At 49.4% G+C, this 14,260-nt stretch carries 19 protein-coding genes; 11 read left to right on the top strand and 8 right to left on the bottom strand.

All coding sequences use genetic code 11. The annotated features are described in order from the left end of the window. Positions 1-30: 30 nt before the first annotated feature. Complete coding sequence (locus UNDYM_RS21005) at positions 31-552, bottom strand: hypothetical protein (protein ID WP_162042808.1); 522 nt, start codon at positions 550-552, stop codon at positions 31-33. A 184-nt stretch (positions 553-736) separates the two neighbouring features. On the opposite strand from UNDYM_RS21005, the gene UNDYM_RS21000 reads away from it, so the two are divergent. Beyond that, on the top strand, positions 737-991 hold the full coding sequence (locus UNDYM_RS21000; RefSeq protein WP_162042807.1) for a hypothetical protein: 255 nt from the start codon (positions 737-739) through the stop codon (positions 989-991). 258 nt (positions 992-1,249) lie between these two features. Here the strand turns inward: UNDYM_RS21000 and UNDYM_RS20995 are convergent, their stop codons facing one another. Next, on the bottom strand, positions 1,250-1,963 hold the full coding sequence (locus UNDYM_RS20995) for a GNAT family N-acetyltransferase (protein WP_162042806.1): 714 nt from the start codon (positions 1,961-1,963) through the stop codon (positions 1,250-1,252). 497 nt (positions 1,964-2,460) lie between these two features. On the opposite strand from UNDYM_RS20995, the gene UNDYM_RS20990 reads away from it, so the two are divergent. The 4 genes from UNDYM_RS20990 (at position 2,461) to UNDYM_RS20975 (ending at position 4,937) form a co-directional block, all read left to right on the top strand. Then, positions 2,461-2,790: a hypothetical protein gene (locus tag UNDYM_RS20990; protein WP_162042805.1), complete on the top strand. Its 330-nt coding sequence runs from the start codon at positions 2,461-2,463 to the stop codon at positions 2,788-2,790. Positions 2,791-2,884: 94 nt separating this feature from the next. Next, positions 2,885-3,196: a cell envelope biogenesis protein TolA gene (locus tag UNDYM_RS20985; protein WP_162042804.1), complete on the top strand. Its 312-nt coding sequence runs from the start codon at positions 2,885-2,887 to the stop codon at positions 3,194-3,196. A gap of 257 nt (positions 3,197-3,453) precedes the next feature. Next, positions 3,454-4,158, top strand: a complete 705-nt coding sequence (locus UNDYM_RS20980; RefSeq protein WP_162042803.1) for a hypothetical protein — start codon at positions 3,454-3,456, stop codon at positions 4,156-4,158. A 419-nt stretch (positions 4,159-4,577) separates the two neighbouring features. Further along, positions 4,578-4,937 carry a phage tail protein gene (locus UNDYM_RS20975; protein ID WP_162042802.1) on the top strand — a complete coding sequence of 120 codons (360 nt, stop codon included), beginning with the start codon at positions 4,578-4,580 and terminating at the stop codon, positions 4,935-4,937. A gap of 46 nt (positions 4,938-4,983) precedes the next feature. Here the strand turns inward: UNDYM_RS20975 and UNDYM_RS20970 are convergent, their stop codons facing one another. Then, positions 4,984-5,523 carry a DUF4399 domain-containing protein gene (locus UNDYM_RS20970; RefSeq protein WP_162042801.1) on the bottom strand — a complete coding sequence of 180 codons (540 nt, stop codon included), beginning with the start codon at positions 5,521-5,523 and terminating at the stop codon, positions 4,984-4,986. A gap of 237 nt (positions 5,524-5,760) precedes the next feature. Here UNDYM_RS20970 and UNDYM_RS20965 point away from each other — a divergent pair, with 237 nt between their 5' ends. Beyond that, positions 5,761-6,216: a GNAT family N-acetyltransferase gene (locus UNDYM_RS20965; RefSeq protein ID WP_162042800.1), complete on the top strand. Its 456-nt coding sequence runs from the start codon at positions 5,761-5,763 to the stop codon at positions 6,214-6,216. A gap of 282 nt (positions 6,217-6,498) precedes the next feature. Continuing rightward, positions 6,499-6,816: a hypothetical protein gene (locus UNDYM_RS20960; RefSeq protein WP_162042799.1), complete on the top strand. Its 318-nt coding sequence runs from the start codon at positions 6,499-6,501 to the stop codon at positions 6,814-6,816. A gap of 551 nt (positions 6,817-7,367) precedes the next feature. Here the strand turns inward: UNDYM_RS20960 and UNDYM_RS20955 are convergent. Then, positions 7,368-8,141: a hypothetical protein gene (locus UNDYM_RS20955; protein ID WP_162042798.1), complete on the bottom strand. Its 774-nt coding sequence runs from the start codon at positions 8,139-8,141 to the stop codon at positions 7,368-7,370. Between the two features lie 171 nt (positions 8,142-8,312). Here UNDYM_RS20955 and UNDYM_RS20950 point away from each other — a divergent pair, with 171 nt between their 5' ends. After that, positions 8,313-8,801, top strand: coding sequence for a hypothetical protein (locus UNDYM_RS20950; protein ID WP_162042797.1), 489 nt, complete (start codon positions 8,313-8,315; stop codon positions 8,799-8,801). Positions 8,802-9,477: 676 nt separating this feature from the next. Here UNDYM_RS20950 and UNDYM_RS20945 read toward each other — a convergent pair. Together UNDYM_RS20945 and UNDYM_RS20940 are read right to left on the bottom strand one after the other, a co-directional pair. Further along, positions 9,478-10,149, bottom strand: a complete 672-nt coding sequence (locus tag UNDYM_RS20945; RefSeq protein WP_162042796.1) for a hypothetical protein — start codon at positions 10,147-10,149, stop codon at positions 9,478-9,480. Positions 10,150-10,394: 245 nt separating this feature from the next. Next, on the bottom strand, positions 10,395-10,769 hold the full coding sequence (locus tag UNDYM_RS20940) for a hypothetical protein (protein WP_162042795.1): 375 nt from the start codon (positions 10,767-10,769) through the stop codon (positions 10,395-10,397). 427 nt (positions 10,770-11,196) lie between these two features. On the opposite strand from UNDYM_RS20940, the gene UNDYM_RS20935 reads away from it, so the two are divergent. The 3 genes from UNDYM_RS20935 to UNDYM_RS20925 all read left to right on the top strand — a co-directional run bounded on the left by UNDYM_RS20935 (position 11,197) and on the right by UNDYM_RS20925 (position 13,400). Continuing rightward, entirely contained in the window at positions 11,197-11,964 is a 768-nt protein-coding gene (locus UNDYM_RS20935) for a hypothetical protein (RefSeq protein ID WP_162042794.1), read from the top strand. Between the two features lie 17 nt (positions 11,965-11,981). Continuing rightward, positions 11,982-12,581 carry a hypothetical protein gene (locus UNDYM_RS20930; RefSeq protein WP_162042793.1) on the top strand — a complete coding sequence of 200 codons (600 nt, stop codon included), beginning with the start codon at positions 11,982-11,984 and terminating at the stop codon, positions 12,579-12,581. Positions 12,582-12,662: 81 nt separating this feature from the next. Then, a complete protein-coding gene (locus UNDYM_RS20925) occupies positions 12,663-13,400 on the top strand; it encodes a hypothetical protein (RefSeq protein WP_162042792.1) in 738 nt (245 codons plus the stop codon). A gap of 44 nt (positions 13,401-13,444) precedes the next feature. Here the strand turns inward: UNDYM_RS20925 and UNDYM_RS20920 are convergent, their stop codons facing one another. Both UNDYM_RS20920 and UNDYM_RS20915 read right to left on the bottom strand, forming a co-directional pair. Further along, positions 13,445-13,654: a hypothetical protein gene (locus tag UNDYM_RS20920; protein ID WP_162042791.1), complete on the bottom strand. Its 210-nt coding sequence runs from the start codon at positions 13,652-13,654 to the stop codon at positions 13,445-13,447. A gap of 3 nt (positions 13,655-13,657) precedes the next feature. Beyond that, positions 13,658-14,152, bottom strand: coding sequence for a hypothetical protein (locus tag UNDYM_RS20915; protein ID WP_162042790.1), 495 nt, complete (start codon positions 14,150-14,152; stop codon positions 13,658-13,660). Between the last annotated feature and the right edge of the window lie 108 nt (positions 14,153-14,260).

Here is a 14,260-nt window from a genome sequence, read left to right as displayed (position 1 = left end):
ACACGTAGCGCGACACTTTACCCCGCTGTGTTATCTGGCCTGATCCGGCTTCTTCACGACCTGCAGGTCATAGCCTAGTTCATTCAGAACAGAACATTTCAATTTGCCGCTTTGATACAAGGCCAGCATTTCATTTTGTATGTTCAACTCTTGTGCAGTTTCTTGATTCACGCAAAAACCGTTGCGGGCGAAATTCCACCACATAGTTTGCAATTTCCCTTCCTGATCCTGGCGCGCCAGTAAGTAAAAATCATTCTTTTCCCAGTGACGCTCCATAGGCATGTGCCAGGCCGTCAGTAAAGCCGGGCCGCGAGTATTGCTGACATGGCCGACGAGATTTTCTTGCAGCATGAAATCGACCCAGAAAAAACTGGTCATGTCCACCACGTTGGGCTTGGTCGATCTGGGATAAGGCGGCCCTGGGCGGATGTCATAAATCGCTGCCTTGAATAACACCACAGGAGTAGATGGAATGCTTGTGCAAGCGGCAAGGCACGCGAGCATCAGGCCTGATGACAGGTGTTTGGACCAGGTTTTGAGAGGATTTTTCATATAGCTATGTTACCTAAAATATTGTGCTTGCAATATCTTTTTCAGGACAGTAACCTAAATGGCCGTAACGAGAGGTGCATTACAATGCACACTGCCTGACGTTCACTAAAAACCGGCATGTAATTTATTATGATTATTTCTGTATATGCCGGACAGCAAACATGCTTATCTCAAAAGGAAACGAATGAACAAGACGGATGATGAATCCAGATTTCAAGATGTCGATAAAGTGACCTGCCTTGAATGCGGCCAGTTCCTCGCTGTCATTTCGGAAGAAGGTATTGTGCCCGGGCCTGAAGAGCTCTTGTTGGCCGAAGCAGTTCCTGTTCCGCATGTAGGGTGGTTTTGTGGACAGCAATGTGGAAACGCTTTCGAGCGCAAAATTGGATGTACCTTCCAGCGCGATCTTGACGGTAAGATTAATTATTACGGGGTTTAGCACCATCGTGCAGGTGCCGTAATATAAGCGTGAGGTGTGGCGCAATGTATAGTAACCTGAGCACCCTGCATCACGTCATTTTGCAAAAATAGGATTTGCCAAAAACGATGCCATGCCGCCAGCAAGGTGCGCCATGCATACCGTTTCACAGGAAAAATTCTGTAATCATCCAATTCAAAGCATTCAATTCAAAACCCGGTGCGCACATTGCACATTTGTGTTTGCGCAGTGCCGTTTGTGCCGTCACCTGCGATGGCTTCAGGCTGGTGCCTGGATGACGGCGGTGCTGTACAGTGAATGCAATTCCCAGCCCAGGCTGGCATACAGTGCCCGGCCCTGGGGAGTTGCCACCAGTCCGCCGCCGTGGATGCCGTGCTCTGCCGCGATGGTCTCCAGTTGCTTCATGAGCACACGCCCCAGGCCGCGCCGCTGGTGTGCCGCCTGCGTTTCTATGCTGTCATAGATGGCAAGCCCATCGACCAGCACGATGCGTCCGGACGCGGCCACTTCATCCTCTGTCGTCAGCACCCGCACCGTGGAGATGGACTGCGTCAGCGCGATATCGAGTTTATATCCCGCTGGTAAATCCGGCGCTTCTGGCATGCTGGCTGCCAGCGTCATCATGTAACCGGGGCGCTGTATGATCCAGTGTGCAGGCAGCATGGCCTGTAGTGCGGCAGCGGACGTGCAGGTTTTCAAAAAAATCCAGGGTTCGTTGATGCTGTGGGCCAGCTCTGCGATATCTGGCAACAAGCCAGGGAAAACATAACGTGCCTTTTGCTCAGGCCAGCCTACATCAACACGCCAGCCACCATGCGCAGCGACAGGCTGGGCCGTGTCTCGTGCCAGCGCCCAGCCCTTGAGCCAGCGCCCGACCAGCTCAGGGTTTGCCTGTAGCGAGGCTGCATGGTCTTCTTCTGGATAACGCAGATACTGTTGGCTCGGGTGTTGTGCATTGAGGTGTGTGCTCATTGGGTCGTCCCTGAGTGTGGGTTGTTTTATTATACCCAGCTCGTATCGCTCATGCTTGTTCCGTGGCTTGTGGGCATTGCTGTCAAATCCATCAGGCTATCAAAAAATGCGCACACAAGTCTTGTGAAACCTGGCCATGAAAATTGAGCACTCCAAGTCCGACGTAACCGTAAAGTAGGGTCCGTCTTGACGCACCGTCTTTCTACGCTTTCCTGATCATTGACGATATGGTGCGTCAAGACGCACCCTACTAAAAAACGACGCCTGCTTGCTGCATGGCGTCGTTTCTTATGTTCCTACGCGCGTAACGCATGAGCCTGGCTATCGGTTGACAGGTGACATGCCGTTTAGAACAACAACACTAAGCCCCATGTTCTGTGGTTTTTTGCGTCAACGCAACGTAGCCGGGCGGCGTTTTTGGCTTACGTAGCAACACTACGGAATGCAAAACGAAACGCAAACCAAGCAAGCAACCTAAACATAAAGAGGGAAATATCATGAACAAACTGATCGCCGCCATCATCGCTTCCACAGTTGTTATGGGTAGCGCATTTGCACAAACTCCAGCTTCTGCATCTCCTACTGCTGCTTCCAAGCCAGCAACAGCCGCTGCCGCAGCGAGCGTCGCTAAATCTGCACCAGCCCCTAAAGTGGTCGCAGCTTCAGCCTCAACATCTGCCAGCGCAGCAACGCCTGCAGCAGAAACCAAACCAGCAGCTTCTACACCAGAAGCCAAGCCAGCCAAACATGAAAAACATGTCAAGCATGGCAAAAAAGAAGCAAAAGTAGCAGGCGCATCTGCCGCAGCCAGCGCAGCATCGAAATAAGTATAGCTTCAGATTGCATGCCGGCAGCCAGACGCTGCCGGTGAATCAAGTAAAAACAAATAAACCGCTCACAGACATATTAAGGATTATCACCATGAACAAGCTCATTACCGCCCTGATCGCTTCTACTGTTTTGATGGGTAGCGCATTTGCACAAACGCCTGCTGCACCAGCCAAGGCAGCCTCTGCCTCTGCCGTTGCCAGCACACCGGCACCTGCTGTAAAAGCTGCATCGGCATCGGCCATGGCTTCAACTCCAGCAACAGAAACCAAAGCAGAAGTCAAACCTGCGGTAGAGAAAAAAGCAAAGCATGTGAAGCATGCCAAGAAAGAACATACGGACAAGAAAGCGGACGATGCCAAGGCAGCTGCACCAGCAGCATCCACTCCGGCAGCATCGAAGTAAGCTGCTAAGCCGGCACCCGGGTGGGCTGTCATAGCCACGCGGGATGCAATTAAAAAAATCGACGTGCCTCCGGCCTGGAGCGCACGTCGATTTTTTTTGTTGCGTTGAAATGCCGCCGTGCAAAAAAATTGGTTTATCATTGAACCAAAATGCATCGTAGCTACGCGCGCTGCATTGAAAAAGCGCTGGCCACATGAAGAAAATTTGAGCTTAAAAGATGTCCCTTAACTATGACAGATCGAACAGGGTAACTACGAATGATTCGTAACACTGCCGCAAAAATAGTGTTGGCTATTTTGACTTCCACAATAGTGTCTGGCGCCTACGGTGAATCGACCACTATAGCAGTAGGAACACAGACGTTTTCAATACCGGTTTTGCCGGCTCTTGTTGACATGCGTGGCAATGCGCGAGTGATGGAGATGGGGAGCGCGGTGATGGAGCCAAGTGCTCGACTACTGACAATCTTTGTAGAACGAGATAACCCGGGAATTAACGATTTAGAAATAGATCGCTACATTACCGTAAAGACTTCAAAAAAATGGGAGCAAGCCACTTTGGGAAAGAACGATTTTCGAGATTTGAAAGGTGTACTAAAAAGGTCAACGGCGAACCTGGGTGCACTTTCGGAACTTGGAAATTCTCGCTTGCCTGAACAAGAGAAAAAGATATCAAAAGCACTTGATGTTCGAATGGAGCAAATGTCCGTAGGCGTCCCGATTTTAATAGAAGTGCAGCGTGATGAAGAATTTGGCTATGGGTTTACCTATGCAGTCAGGTATAAAGCCGAAATAGATGGCAAGTCGCGCACCTGGGTTACAGCTATTTGCAACAACGTCCTTCTTCTCAAAGGCAAGCTCATATTTATCAATACCTATGGTCTTTACAAAAGTGAGGGCGATCTCCAATGGGTAAAAAACACGTGTCGTGATTTTACAAAGGGCTTTATCTCTGCGAACTGATCGCTTGCTTGCCTTTCTCATTTAATCCGTTGGCGGCAATACTTTTCGGGTTAGTAGGTACGATAAGCGCAGTGTCATCGCACGCATGTTGCCAGCGCCAGCTTGGTTGTAAACCACCGCTGCTTCGCCGTCTTAGATAAAAACGCGCCATGCTCATGCTGAGCAGGACATGGCGCGATCATGCGATTTTTTTTGGGGGATACGGTTTTGTACGATTAAGCTGCGCTCATCGTACCTGCGTGGGCTGCCGTCTGTCCCTGAAAGTCATCAGCAACTCAAGGGAAGGGATGTGGCCATTGAATAATCATCCTCAATGCGTGTATGATCCTGAATCACCGCCGTGATGCTCACCGAGTATGAAGATAAAGCTGGCAACACGGTCAATTTGCCGATTCACACTGATGAAATGAGGATGCACTATGGCACTACCTGGCATGTTTCCCCCTTTTGCCATGCCCACGACATTTGGCCAGGTCCCGGTGGGATCGGTGATTGCCTATGCCGGCGCGGTTAGCACAAGGGACGAAGTACAAGCGCATACAGCACACCTGGAAGCCAGTGGCTGGCTGGTTTGTGATGGCCGCATGCTGATGGTTCACCTGTATCCTGAATTATTCGCCGTACTTGGCTATCTTTATGGTGGCCAGGGTGATCAATTCGGTATTCCTGACTATAGAGCCGGCTCTGCACCCGGCACAGGAACTTCCGGGGTGAACGCCTTGAAAGGCGCTTCCTATATCATCAAATATAGTTATGGGCCGGTTGCTCCGATGCGTTAAGCCGTAAAGGCAGACAGCACAATGTGCTTCATACGCTACTCCTTACTCACCCCTTGCTCGCCAGCACCTCGATATTGACTTCCTTGCTGGCGATGTAATAAGGTACATGCTGGTGGTTGGCAAACATCAGGCGCAGCTTGTGTTTTCCTGGTGGCAGGTTCAGCACGGTCTCGGTTTCGCCTTTGCCAAAATGCTTGTAATGCTGGTGCTGGAATTCTTCTGCACTGTCAAACGGGATAGGTTTCTTGATGTCCTGCGGCAAATCCAGGTCAATCAAGATGTGATGATGGCCGGTGCCATCGATATTACCCGCCTGCACAGGCGCGACACCCATGCCTGAAACAGAGAATGCCACCCTGAACGGTGAACGCACCTTGTCACCATCGCGCAGGTTCAGGAAATATAATGCTTTGTCACCGACCGGGAAAGGCAGGGTACGCTCCACCGCATTGCTGCTGCAAACCGTGTTGTCCGGCGTGTTGATGACAGGCGCAGGCTTGGCCTTGTCCGCAGAAAATGTCAGGCAGGGCAGGGCCAACAGCGCTGCCAGGTAAGGTAGATGGTTTTTGTTGAGCTGGAGTTTCATCTGCGGACCTCGATAGAGTGGGCAAAATAGCGTAAGTCATTATAGAGCAAAGGTGTAACAATGTTTTTTATGTTCGTATAGTCAATATCAGTGTTCGCAAGTGCAGGTAAGCCACCCCGGCAAGCTTGCGCAGAGAGCCAGGCAGCGTGCCAATGCCTGCAACGGCAGGCTGGCAAAGGCGTGGGCATGCCCCATGCAAGCCGCCTGATGCAAATACTTTATAGAAGACGACATACGATGAACATCAGAACCTACACCAACAACGACTGGCCACGCCTGTGCGCCATCCACGACGCTGCACGCGTCTTTGAACTGCAAGCCGCGGGTTTGCCAGACGCCTACCTGAGCCTGGAACAAACCGGCAAGAATGAAGGCCTCTTCGATGGCGACATCGTCGTCGCTGAAATAGATGGAGAGGTGCAAGGCTTTGCCGCCTGGTGCCAAGGCGAGCTGACCTGGCTCTATGTTGATCCAGCCAGTTTCAGGCAAGGCACAGGCAGGCAATTGCTGCGCCACGCCATCGCCGCCCATGAAGGCCAGCTCGACACCGAAGTCTTGCAAGGCAATGAAGCAGCACTCGCGCTTTATCTCAGCGAAGGTTTTACTATCGTTGAACACTCCCGTGGCAAGCTCGCAGGCAATGAAAGTTTCAGCGCATCTGGCTATGTGCTGAGGCTTGGGTTGACCATATAATATACAGACACCCGTAGGCAGCTTTATACGCACGCAGGGAGGTAGTCGTAGGTACGGTTAGCGCAGCGTAACCGTACGCATGGCATGCGTCGCTATCTGAGGAAATTGAAAGTCACGGTGGGCTGTAACGTACTGTTTTTGAAAATCGAGAATGCCATGTTATTGCGATTGTTTTTACTGAGCATATTTATTTTGAGGCATTCATGCGTACGATTACGCTGCGTTAATCGTACCTACTAATCGTACCTTGGCTGCAATATCAACCACGGGAAACCACAGACCATGAAAATTTTCACCAGGATTCTTTGCCTCATCGCCACGATGGCAGTCTTAAGCGGTTGTAATAGCCTGACTGGCCTTGAACATCCCAATATCATTCTGATGGAAGCGCGTATGAATGATATTAAATGGGGCAGGCCGAATATACCCAAGCCAAACGTCATCGATTTCTATACTGACGTGATATTGTTCATTGGTGTTGAAGAGGTATTGATAGGCCAACTTAAAAAAGATCCGGCTTCTGTCGCCACCAGGATGCATGGCGAACCAAGCGTTAGTAACATATACCTTCTTGCCCGGCAAAATCAGGGGGTGATTTAAAAATCATTGACTGGTGGCTAGGTACGGATCGCCTTTGCATGAACCGCAAGCTGGCACAGAATCTGGACATAGAAGAGCAAATGCTGACGCTGTACGGCAATGCCAAAATCAAGTGCAAGTATTGGAAAAAAGGGATATGGGAATAAGCGAGCTAATGGTAAACAATAATTTAAAGCGCCTCTAACATGAAAAAAGCTATTGTCCTCATCTCGCTATCAATCATCTGCACCGTGCTTTTTGCAAAGTATCAATTTGGCTCTGTCTCCTGGGGGTCTTATGGGCATCCAGAATTAGTCCGTGAGCACGTAGGTACGATTAGCGCAGCGTAATCGTACGCATGCTGGTCATCAATGTCTATGGAGATCGCAGTCACCGTGACTTCAATATAGTGTTTTCAGCAAAGACCGTAATGTTGTTGAAGCAGGAGTTTTGCGATGCTCAGATTTTCTCGGGACGGTGATTATTTTGGCGCGCATCATGCGTACGATTACGCAGCGTAATCGTACCTACCAGAGTATGCCTCTCGTGAGTGTTTTTAGGGGGCAACACACTTACTCCCCGCCCTGACAGGTCTGCGCCGCGCTGTCTTTTGGCCACGCATCCGGTTTGCGGGCAAGTGTGAATTCATGCAAGGGAACAGGGGCGGGTAGTTGGGCAAAAGCGTGGGCAAAAGCGGCAGACTTTTCTTCCACACGGCGCTTGCCATTGTATGACCAGCGCACCTGGCTGTTGTCGAGATAGTTGATACTGCATCCGGCCAGCTCGTGCAGGATGCGTTCTATCTTGTCATCTGTCCTGATCTGCTTCGCCTTCATGCCGGCGAGTATCAGCTTTTCTCCCTTTTTCCTGAACTGGTAAGAATAGGTGATTTGCTCGCAGCAATCCTGAAAATCGATGGCATCGATAAACACACTGCCATTGTCTATCCTCGCATACGTGCTGGAGCTGTTGATGCCCCGTCTTGCGCCGAACAGGTCTGGCCATAGCTTTGACCTGCCCAACAGGCTGACATCGCTATTCCGGTTAAGGTCGGTATCTTTCGCACGCTTGTCTGTGTTTTGAAGTACCACCAGGGCAGAATGACGCAGCAGTTGATCATCCCTGAAGCTGACAATCAGGGCATGGCTATAATTGCCCCCCACCTTGCCTTCACCCCGGTACCGCTCAACAATTGGCCTGGCATCTCGCCATTGCTGCGTCTCAGGAAAAGCCGAGCGGATCAGCTGGATGATATTTTCCGGCAGGCTCTGCTCGTACAAAACCGTGTCTGCCCAGCTTGCAAACGGCAGCAGGGCGCAGATCAATAACAACAGTACCCGTTTCATCCGGCTTTCCCTTTTTATGTTTTGATCGCTTATTTTTAATCGATTATTTCTGATGGCTTTTTTGAGAGTGCAGATCAGGCGTAGCAAGAAATCGTCCAGATCGTGCCAAGCTAAAGCCCTGTTATCATGTGTTGATTTTATCCCTCATTTGAGTAAAACGGAGTACGTCGCATGAAAATTCCTTATCTGTTGTCGCGCCATCTGTTGTCCGCATGCCTGATGGCGACGATCACCTTGTTTGCGACTGCTGCTGCGGCTAAAACGAAACTTAAGGCTCCTGAACAGGCACTGGATCTGTCGCTGATTAATCTGATTGCGACGCCAGAGCGCTATCACGGCAAGCTGGTGAGCGTCACGGGCTATATTTTCGTCGGCCCGGAAAACATCTCCATCTGCCCTTACCCGGTCGAAGTGTCCAGCAAGGACTGCGTCTGGATCAATATCGATTCTGGCCCCACTGCCAGTGAGGCTGATCAGGAGAGAATCTTCAAGAAGCTGGCAGCGCTTGAAAAATTCAATAAAAAAACCGCGACCATCATCGCCAGATTTAATAAGAACCATCAAGGCCACTTTGGCGGCTGGTCTGGTGAGTTGACAAGGATAGTTGATGTGTATGATTACAGGGATCAGTCAGCGCGGGAAATCAGTGTGTGGAAATAAGCTTGCGGAAATATCTCTTGCAAGGAAACAAAATCACAGCCCACGTTCACCGACACTGGATGCAGCAAGTAGCAAGTAGCAAGTAACAAGTAACAAGTAGGTGCGATTAGCGCAGCGTAATCGTACGCATGCCAACCGCCACTAACTGATGAGATTGAAAGTCACCACGACTTCAATATAGTGTAATCAGCAAAGACTGCAAAGTTGTTGAAGCAGCTGTTTTTCGTTGCTCAGATTTTTTGGGGCCGTGATTAATTTGGCGCACATCATGCGTACGATTACGCTGCGCTAATCGTACCTACGAGGCTGACAAAGATAGTTGATATTTATGACTACAGAGATCAGTCAACGCGGGAAATCAATGTATGGAAATAAGCGTGCGGAAATATCCCTTGCAAGGAGGCAAAATCACAGCCAACACTCAACGACGCTGGATGCAGCAAGTAGCAAGTAACAAGTAGGTACGATTAGCGCAGCGTAATCGTACGCATGCCAACCGCCACTAACTGATGAGATTGAAAGTCACCACGACTTCAATATAGTGTTATCAGCAAAGACTGCAAAGTTGTTGAAGCAGGTATTTTGCGATACTCAGATTTTCTTGCGACCGTGAGTAATTTTGCGCACATCATGCGTACGATTACGCTTAGCTAATCGTACCTACGAGGCTACGAGCTTACTGCTTGGAAAACCGGCATCCCAATAACTCTTGCCTGTTGGCGCGCAGAGATTTTTCAGAAAAAACTTCCATCAGTTTTTTCGATGTCAACGCGACCCGGAAACCAGTAATCTGCCCCATATTGGCACAGGACGAATGCGGTGGTACTTCGGCAAGGAGAAGTAAATCCTGTTTCACCCAGGCCAGTGCGGCGAAATTGGCTACTTCCTGTGGTTTGCAGCGCAGGTTTTTTTTTGAGATTTTTTGGGTGACATCCGATAAGTCAATGGCGGCAGAATGACCCTGCGCATCGACTGCAAACAGCTTCGCCTCCCAGGTGCCAACTGCTCCACCATCGCTGGTGTTGATGGCAAGATGCCTGGAGTCTGCACTCCATAACACTTCGGTCAGATCAGGTTGGGCCATCACACCCAGTTTAGCGGTTTTCCCATCGCTGTTTTGCAAGACCAGTTCACCTGCTTGTTCCCTGATAGTCAGATTGCCGTCGGGTGACGCCAGTTGCCAGCCTGCCTGCATATTACCTGCCTCAAGCTGCCTGGCTTTTGCTGAAAATATTCCTTTGCAGGATGATGGCGCAGAGGCCGCTGCCGCTGCTGTTGCCGTATAGATGAACATGCCTAGTGCCAGGCTGATGCCAGCAGTGATGTGCAAGCGAGGTATGATCTTCATGCGATATGTTTTTGCGATTTTGCGGTGGATATAGGGCGGCACGTAGGTACGATTAGCGCAGCGTAATCGTACGCATGTTGGTCGTCAATGTCTATGGAGAACGAATGTCATCACGACTTCAATATAGTGTTTTCAGCAAAGACTGCAATGTTGTTGAAGCAGGTATTTTGCGATGCTCAGATTTTCTTGCGACGGCGAGTAATTTTTCGCGCATCATGCGTACGATTACGCTTCGCTAATCATACCTACAATTGTCTGCGAGCCATTGCAGGTTCAGCCGCCTGGTAATAACGGCGCATGCCAGGGAGATGAAACAGGCAGGCATAAACGCAGAGTGACACGATCAGTGTTTGTAGGGCCAGATCAGCGATATTCAGACCTTCTTGCGCCATCCATGTCGATGGATATAAGGCCAGCATCAGCAACAATGCTGGCTGCATGAATACCAATACCCAGCGCGCCCAGGGTTTGCGTGCTGCCATACCCCATGAACCCGCCGCCATCATCGCTAAAAAAACTGCAAGCTCAACACCTGTACCGGTAGTCCAGAGCTCAAGGTAAGTCATTTCCTGGCCATTCACTTCCCAGTTAAACAGGGGCTGCAGCAATAACAGCAGCATCAGCGGACACACAAGCATCCATCCATGACACAAGATGCGTATCACGAGCGGAAGCTCCTTCGTGTTGTTAATCAGGCGTGCAAGCTTGGATATCATCGGGTTCGCAAGAGTAATTGATTGGAAACTGCCGCTATTTTATCGCAATCTGTTTCAAAGCCGGTGCTTACCTATGCATCGATGATGCTGGATGCCAGGTCAGGCTCCGGCATGCCGGGTTTGTGCGAAATAGCAAAAAAGCCGCGATGTCATTTTACTCCGTATCGTAGGGCGCAATCTAATGCGCCGAAGGGGCAAGGGCAGAAATTTTCCCTTGCACAGAGCATCCTGGCGTCATGGCAGTTTCGATTGGCTTGCGACGCGGGCTCAATGCCATCGATCCAATAATCGCGTAAGTCTTGTTGCCCAATGAGTCAAAAAAACAGGCATCATGACAATTGGCGCAGCAGGTCTCACTGTGTGCCAATGTCTGCATCTTGCCTGCAAAACACCTGCAAAGTGCCTTTATGTGCCGGAAAATTCATTTTTTGTGGAATGTGGTCTTGCTATAATCGCTGCTTTATATTTTGCAGTCATTACGCACCTCTTGAGACGGATAAGCTTCATGCACATTACAACTTCTTCTTTTTTACTTTCTACCGCAAGAAAATACCTGCTCGCCGTGATTGTGCTGGTCTTATCTGGCTGTGTCACACTGGAACCGGTACTTCAAGTTGCCGACAAACCAAAATCAGATGTTGGTTATGTCGCGGGTGCATTCGTCTTTTCGGGCGGGGGAAGCTATGCCCTGGGTGTTACCAATGTTAATGGCGGCGAAGAATTTGTTTTGCCATTTATTGACCCGGCTGTTTACAAGACAATGACAAGGGTAGCGCAACTCGACAGGGTGACAATGATCCAGCTTCCACCTGGCCGGTATCGTGTGTCCAGCTGGTTAATCTATGACTATTTAACGAAAGAAAAAGTTGCCAAGAAAACTTTACCTGAAAATGAGCGGGGCCTTGAATTTACCGTGACCCCAGGACGAGTGAGGTATCTGGGCAAATTTTCAGGTATGACCACCCCTAGTGGCTTTAGAACGCAATTCAGGGTTGAATCGCAACGCATTACTGCGAAAGACCTCTCGCTGCTGCTTGAAGTAAGTTATCCCAATTTCACGATGGACCTGCTGGATGCACAACCAGGCTCGGTATATTAAAACTTGATCGGTACGCTATGTTAAAGACTTCATTCCTCATACTTTTGCTGGCGCTGCTTGGTGGTTGCGCTCATACCATTACCATCCAGCCTGAACTGCGAAACGTTAGCTTGCCCGCCTCCATCGAACCGTTGTCAAGGCGAGTTGCGTTTTATCTGCCTGATGAGCTGCGCAATGTAAAGGTGACGACACCAGCGGGAGGTGGTGACAGTGCGTCCTATATGCCTTACCGCGACATGGAGCTCGGGCTCTATAAATTGTTGAAGAATACCTTCGTCAGCGCAATACGCCTGACAGATCCGCCTGACCTTGCCGACCTGAAGAAGCGCGATATTCATTACCTGGTGACACCGACTATTAGCACAAGTTCTTCATCGCAAAATAGGGCTTCATGGGCACCTACGAGTTTTACTTTGACATTGCAATTTAAGCTGGTCGATGTATCAAGCGGTAAGGTGTTGCTGAGGGAGGTTGTGGGTGAAGGCAAATTTGACCAAGAAAAAGAAGCAGCTTATTCCCCTGCTGCCCTGTACGGATCAGAAGCCGCACGCCGGGCTGCGCTTGCCGCCATGCTGAAGATGCAAAATAGCCTGCTGGCCGCTCCTGATTTTCGTTGATTTTTTTGTCAGTGCGCGCCCTGACATGGGCGCATGTCCACTTTTTAAAATCTCACCGATCATCCACCGTCCCGGGCCTGCATGAATAAAAATCAAAGTGGCACCCTCGCTTTTTGTTTACTATTGATTGCCGTAGACCTCTCTGCACAGGAAGTGGATACGCCTGTCCAGCAAGTCACGATTGCCACAATGCGTGACCCGCAATGGATGTCCTACCGGGACGCCTACAAGGTGTTGAGATGGCACGACGACTACAAGAAAGATAAAAATTTTGTCCGCGTGACTTTTGATCTCAAACCCAAAGATCGCCAGGCCTCGTTAAAAGACCTGCGCCTTGAGTTGATTGGTAAAACCACGCGGATGGAATTGCCTTTGGATGAAGGTCTGACGACCTCCATACCAGATATTAAGCAGGCCTATGAAGAAGACGCCGAATTCAGGTTGAATCGTCAAGCTGGCACTTTTGATTTTCAATATACAGGATCGATCAGGCTAAATCCTAATGGCGTTTATCCACTAGCTGACCTGCACCAGGCATGTGATCAGTTGCTAAGCTACCTGCGCGATGCGCGGTTGAGTATTCGACTCAAAACCGCAGGCAAAAAATGCATCGCTGTCAAATTCCATTACCCTGAGCGTATTGCCAAACCACGACTTTTTTATAAAAATGAATCAGGCGAAATGGTGGCAATTAGCCTGATGAAGCCATTAGAAAAAATCCCTGGTAATGCTGTCGCGTTCCGCTTCCCTGAACAACAGAAAAATGGTGAAATCATCGCAGAAGATTTGCCCTTATCTATTCACGTTATTTACGATTAAAGAAAGATGCAGCGACGACGAGTGCCGTATCGTTTTATGCCTGTTTACTTTTCATCATTTTGTTTTTTTCCGTCTCTTAATTCTTCAAGATATGGCCCTACCCAATACAGGGCAACAAACAAGCCCAGGCTAAAACAGGTATTAAATAAGGGCTTTACAGGCCTGTCGTCCAAATAGTTCCCGAAGGCGATTAACCAGGGCAAGGCGGCGCAATACAAGGCCACTGAAAGCTGGCTTTTCATATTCAATTTCATCTCTTATATGCCCTTTTTATCATGCTGGTATTGATCGGTACATCGTGGTGCTTCGCCATTGCGCCATTTAAATAGCAAGCCCAGGCCACCCATGCGCATGCATCGCTGATAATGTTCACCTACTGTGGCCTTGTCATACTCGCCCTGAGTTACTTTCAAGGCTATCGGTACTGGATTGTTCTCACCTCGAATGGTGAGTATGCGCGAAGGAAATTTACCGTGATAGGCTTGCTTGTAAATGATAGTTCCTTCTAGCAGGACGGTGGTTTTATCTGCGCTCAATGCATTCACCAAAAATACGTGGGGAGTGCTTAACAATGTCAAGCAGGAAAAAACAAGGAGCATGAGAAAGCCTGTTGTCAGCAAACCGTAACGCATGAATTCCACGATGTGCTTGCGCCAATATGTGCCGCATATTGCCATCACAACTAACACGGCAATAGCTGCATAGCTGAAGGCAAGTGGCCAGTCCTCATTCATATCGTCCAGTTGCATCATGCATGCCATCCCGCTAAATGCATACGCAAGAAAACACAAGACCGGCACGTTACTTTTAAACTTCGATTTGGTGTATGTGTACATCATGTAAGCTAAGAATAATGATCA

Origin of the sequence: Undibacterium sp. YM2 (assembly GCF_009937975.1) — a bacterium.
In the GTDB taxonomy this organism is placed as follows: domain Bacteria; phylum Pseudomonadota; class Gammaproteobacteria; order Burkholderiales; family Burkholderiaceae_D; genus Undibacterium.
This window is presented reverse-complemented; position numbering and strand designations above follow the sequence as displayed.

Excerpts from the sequence above, each read along its gene's own strand:
- UNDYM_RS21005 (WP_162042808.1), bottom strand. The coding sequence starts at position 552 with ATGAAAAATCCTCTCAAAACCTGGTCCAAACACCTGTCATCAGGCCTG.
- UNDYM_RS21000 (WP_162042807.1), top strand. The coding sequence starts at position 737 with ATGAACAAGACGGATGATGAATCCAGATTTCAAGATGTCGATAAAGTG.
- UNDYM_RS20995 (WP_162042806.1), bottom strand. The coding sequence starts at position 1,963 with ATGAGCACACACCTCAATGCACAACACCCGAGCCAACAGTATCTGCGT.
- UNDYM_RS20990 (WP_162042805.1), top strand. The coding sequence starts at position 2,461 with ATGAACAAACTGATCGCCGCCATCATCGCTTCCACAGTTGTTATGGGT.
- UNDYM_RS20985 (WP_162042804.1), top strand. The coding sequence starts at position 2,885 with ATGAACAAGCTCATTACCGCCCTGATCGCTTCTACTGTTTTGATGGGT.
- UNDYM_RS20980 (WP_162042803.1), top strand. The coding sequence starts at position 3,454 with ATGATTCGTAACACTGCCGCAAAAATAGTGTTGGCTATTTTGACTTCC.
- UNDYM_RS20975 (WP_162042802.1), top strand. The coding sequence starts at position 4,578 with ATGGCACTACCTGGCATGTTTCCCCCTTTTGCCATGCCCACGACATTT.
- UNDYM_RS20970 (WP_162042801.1), bottom strand. The coding sequence starts at position 5,523 with ATGAAACTCCAGCTCAACAAAAACCATCTACCTTACCTGGCAGCGCTG.
- UNDYM_RS20965 (WP_162042800.1), top strand. The coding sequence starts at position 5,761 with ATGAACATCAGAACCTACACCAACAACGACTGGCCACGCCTGTGCGCC.
- UNDYM_RS20960 (WP_162042799.1), top strand. The coding sequence starts at position 6,499 with ATGAAAATTTTCACCAGGATTCTTTGCCTCATCGCCACGATGGCAGTC.
- UNDYM_RS20955 (WP_162042798.1), bottom strand. The coding sequence starts at position 8,141 with ATGAAACGGGTACTGTTGTTATTGATCTGCGCCCTGCTGCCGTTTGCA.
- UNDYM_RS20950 (WP_162042797.1), top strand. The coding sequence starts at position 8,313 with ATGAAAATTCCTTATCTGTTGTCGCGCCATCTGTTGTCCGCATGCCTG.
- UNDYM_RS20945 (WP_162042796.1), bottom strand. The coding sequence starts at position 10,149 with ATGAAGATCATACCTCGCTTGCACATCACTGCTGGCATCAGCCTGGCA.
- UNDYM_RS20940 (WP_162042795.1), bottom strand. The coding sequence starts at position 10,769 with ATGCTGCTGTTATTGCTGCAGCCCCTGTTTAACTGGGAAGTGAATGGC.
- UNDYM_RS20935 (WP_162042794.1), top strand. The coding sequence starts at position 11,197 with ATGACAATTGGCGCAGCAGGTCTCACTGTGTGCCAATGTCTGCATCTT.
- UNDYM_RS20930 (WP_162042793.1), top strand. The coding sequence starts at position 11,982 with ATGTTAAAGACTTCATTCCTCATACTTTTGCTGGCGCTGCTTGGTGGT.
- UNDYM_RS20925 (WP_162042792.1), top strand. The coding sequence starts at position 12,663 with ATGAATAAAAATCAAAGTGGCACCCTCGCTTTTTGTTTACTATTGATT.
- UNDYM_RS20920 (WP_162042791.1), bottom strand. The coding sequence starts at position 13,654 with ATGAAATTGAATATGAAAAGCCAGCTTTCAGTGGCCTTGTATTGCGCC.
- UNDYM_RS20915 (WP_162042790.1), bottom strand. The coding sequence starts at position 14,152 with ATGATGCAACTGGACGATATGAATGAGGACTGGCCACTTGCCTTCAGC.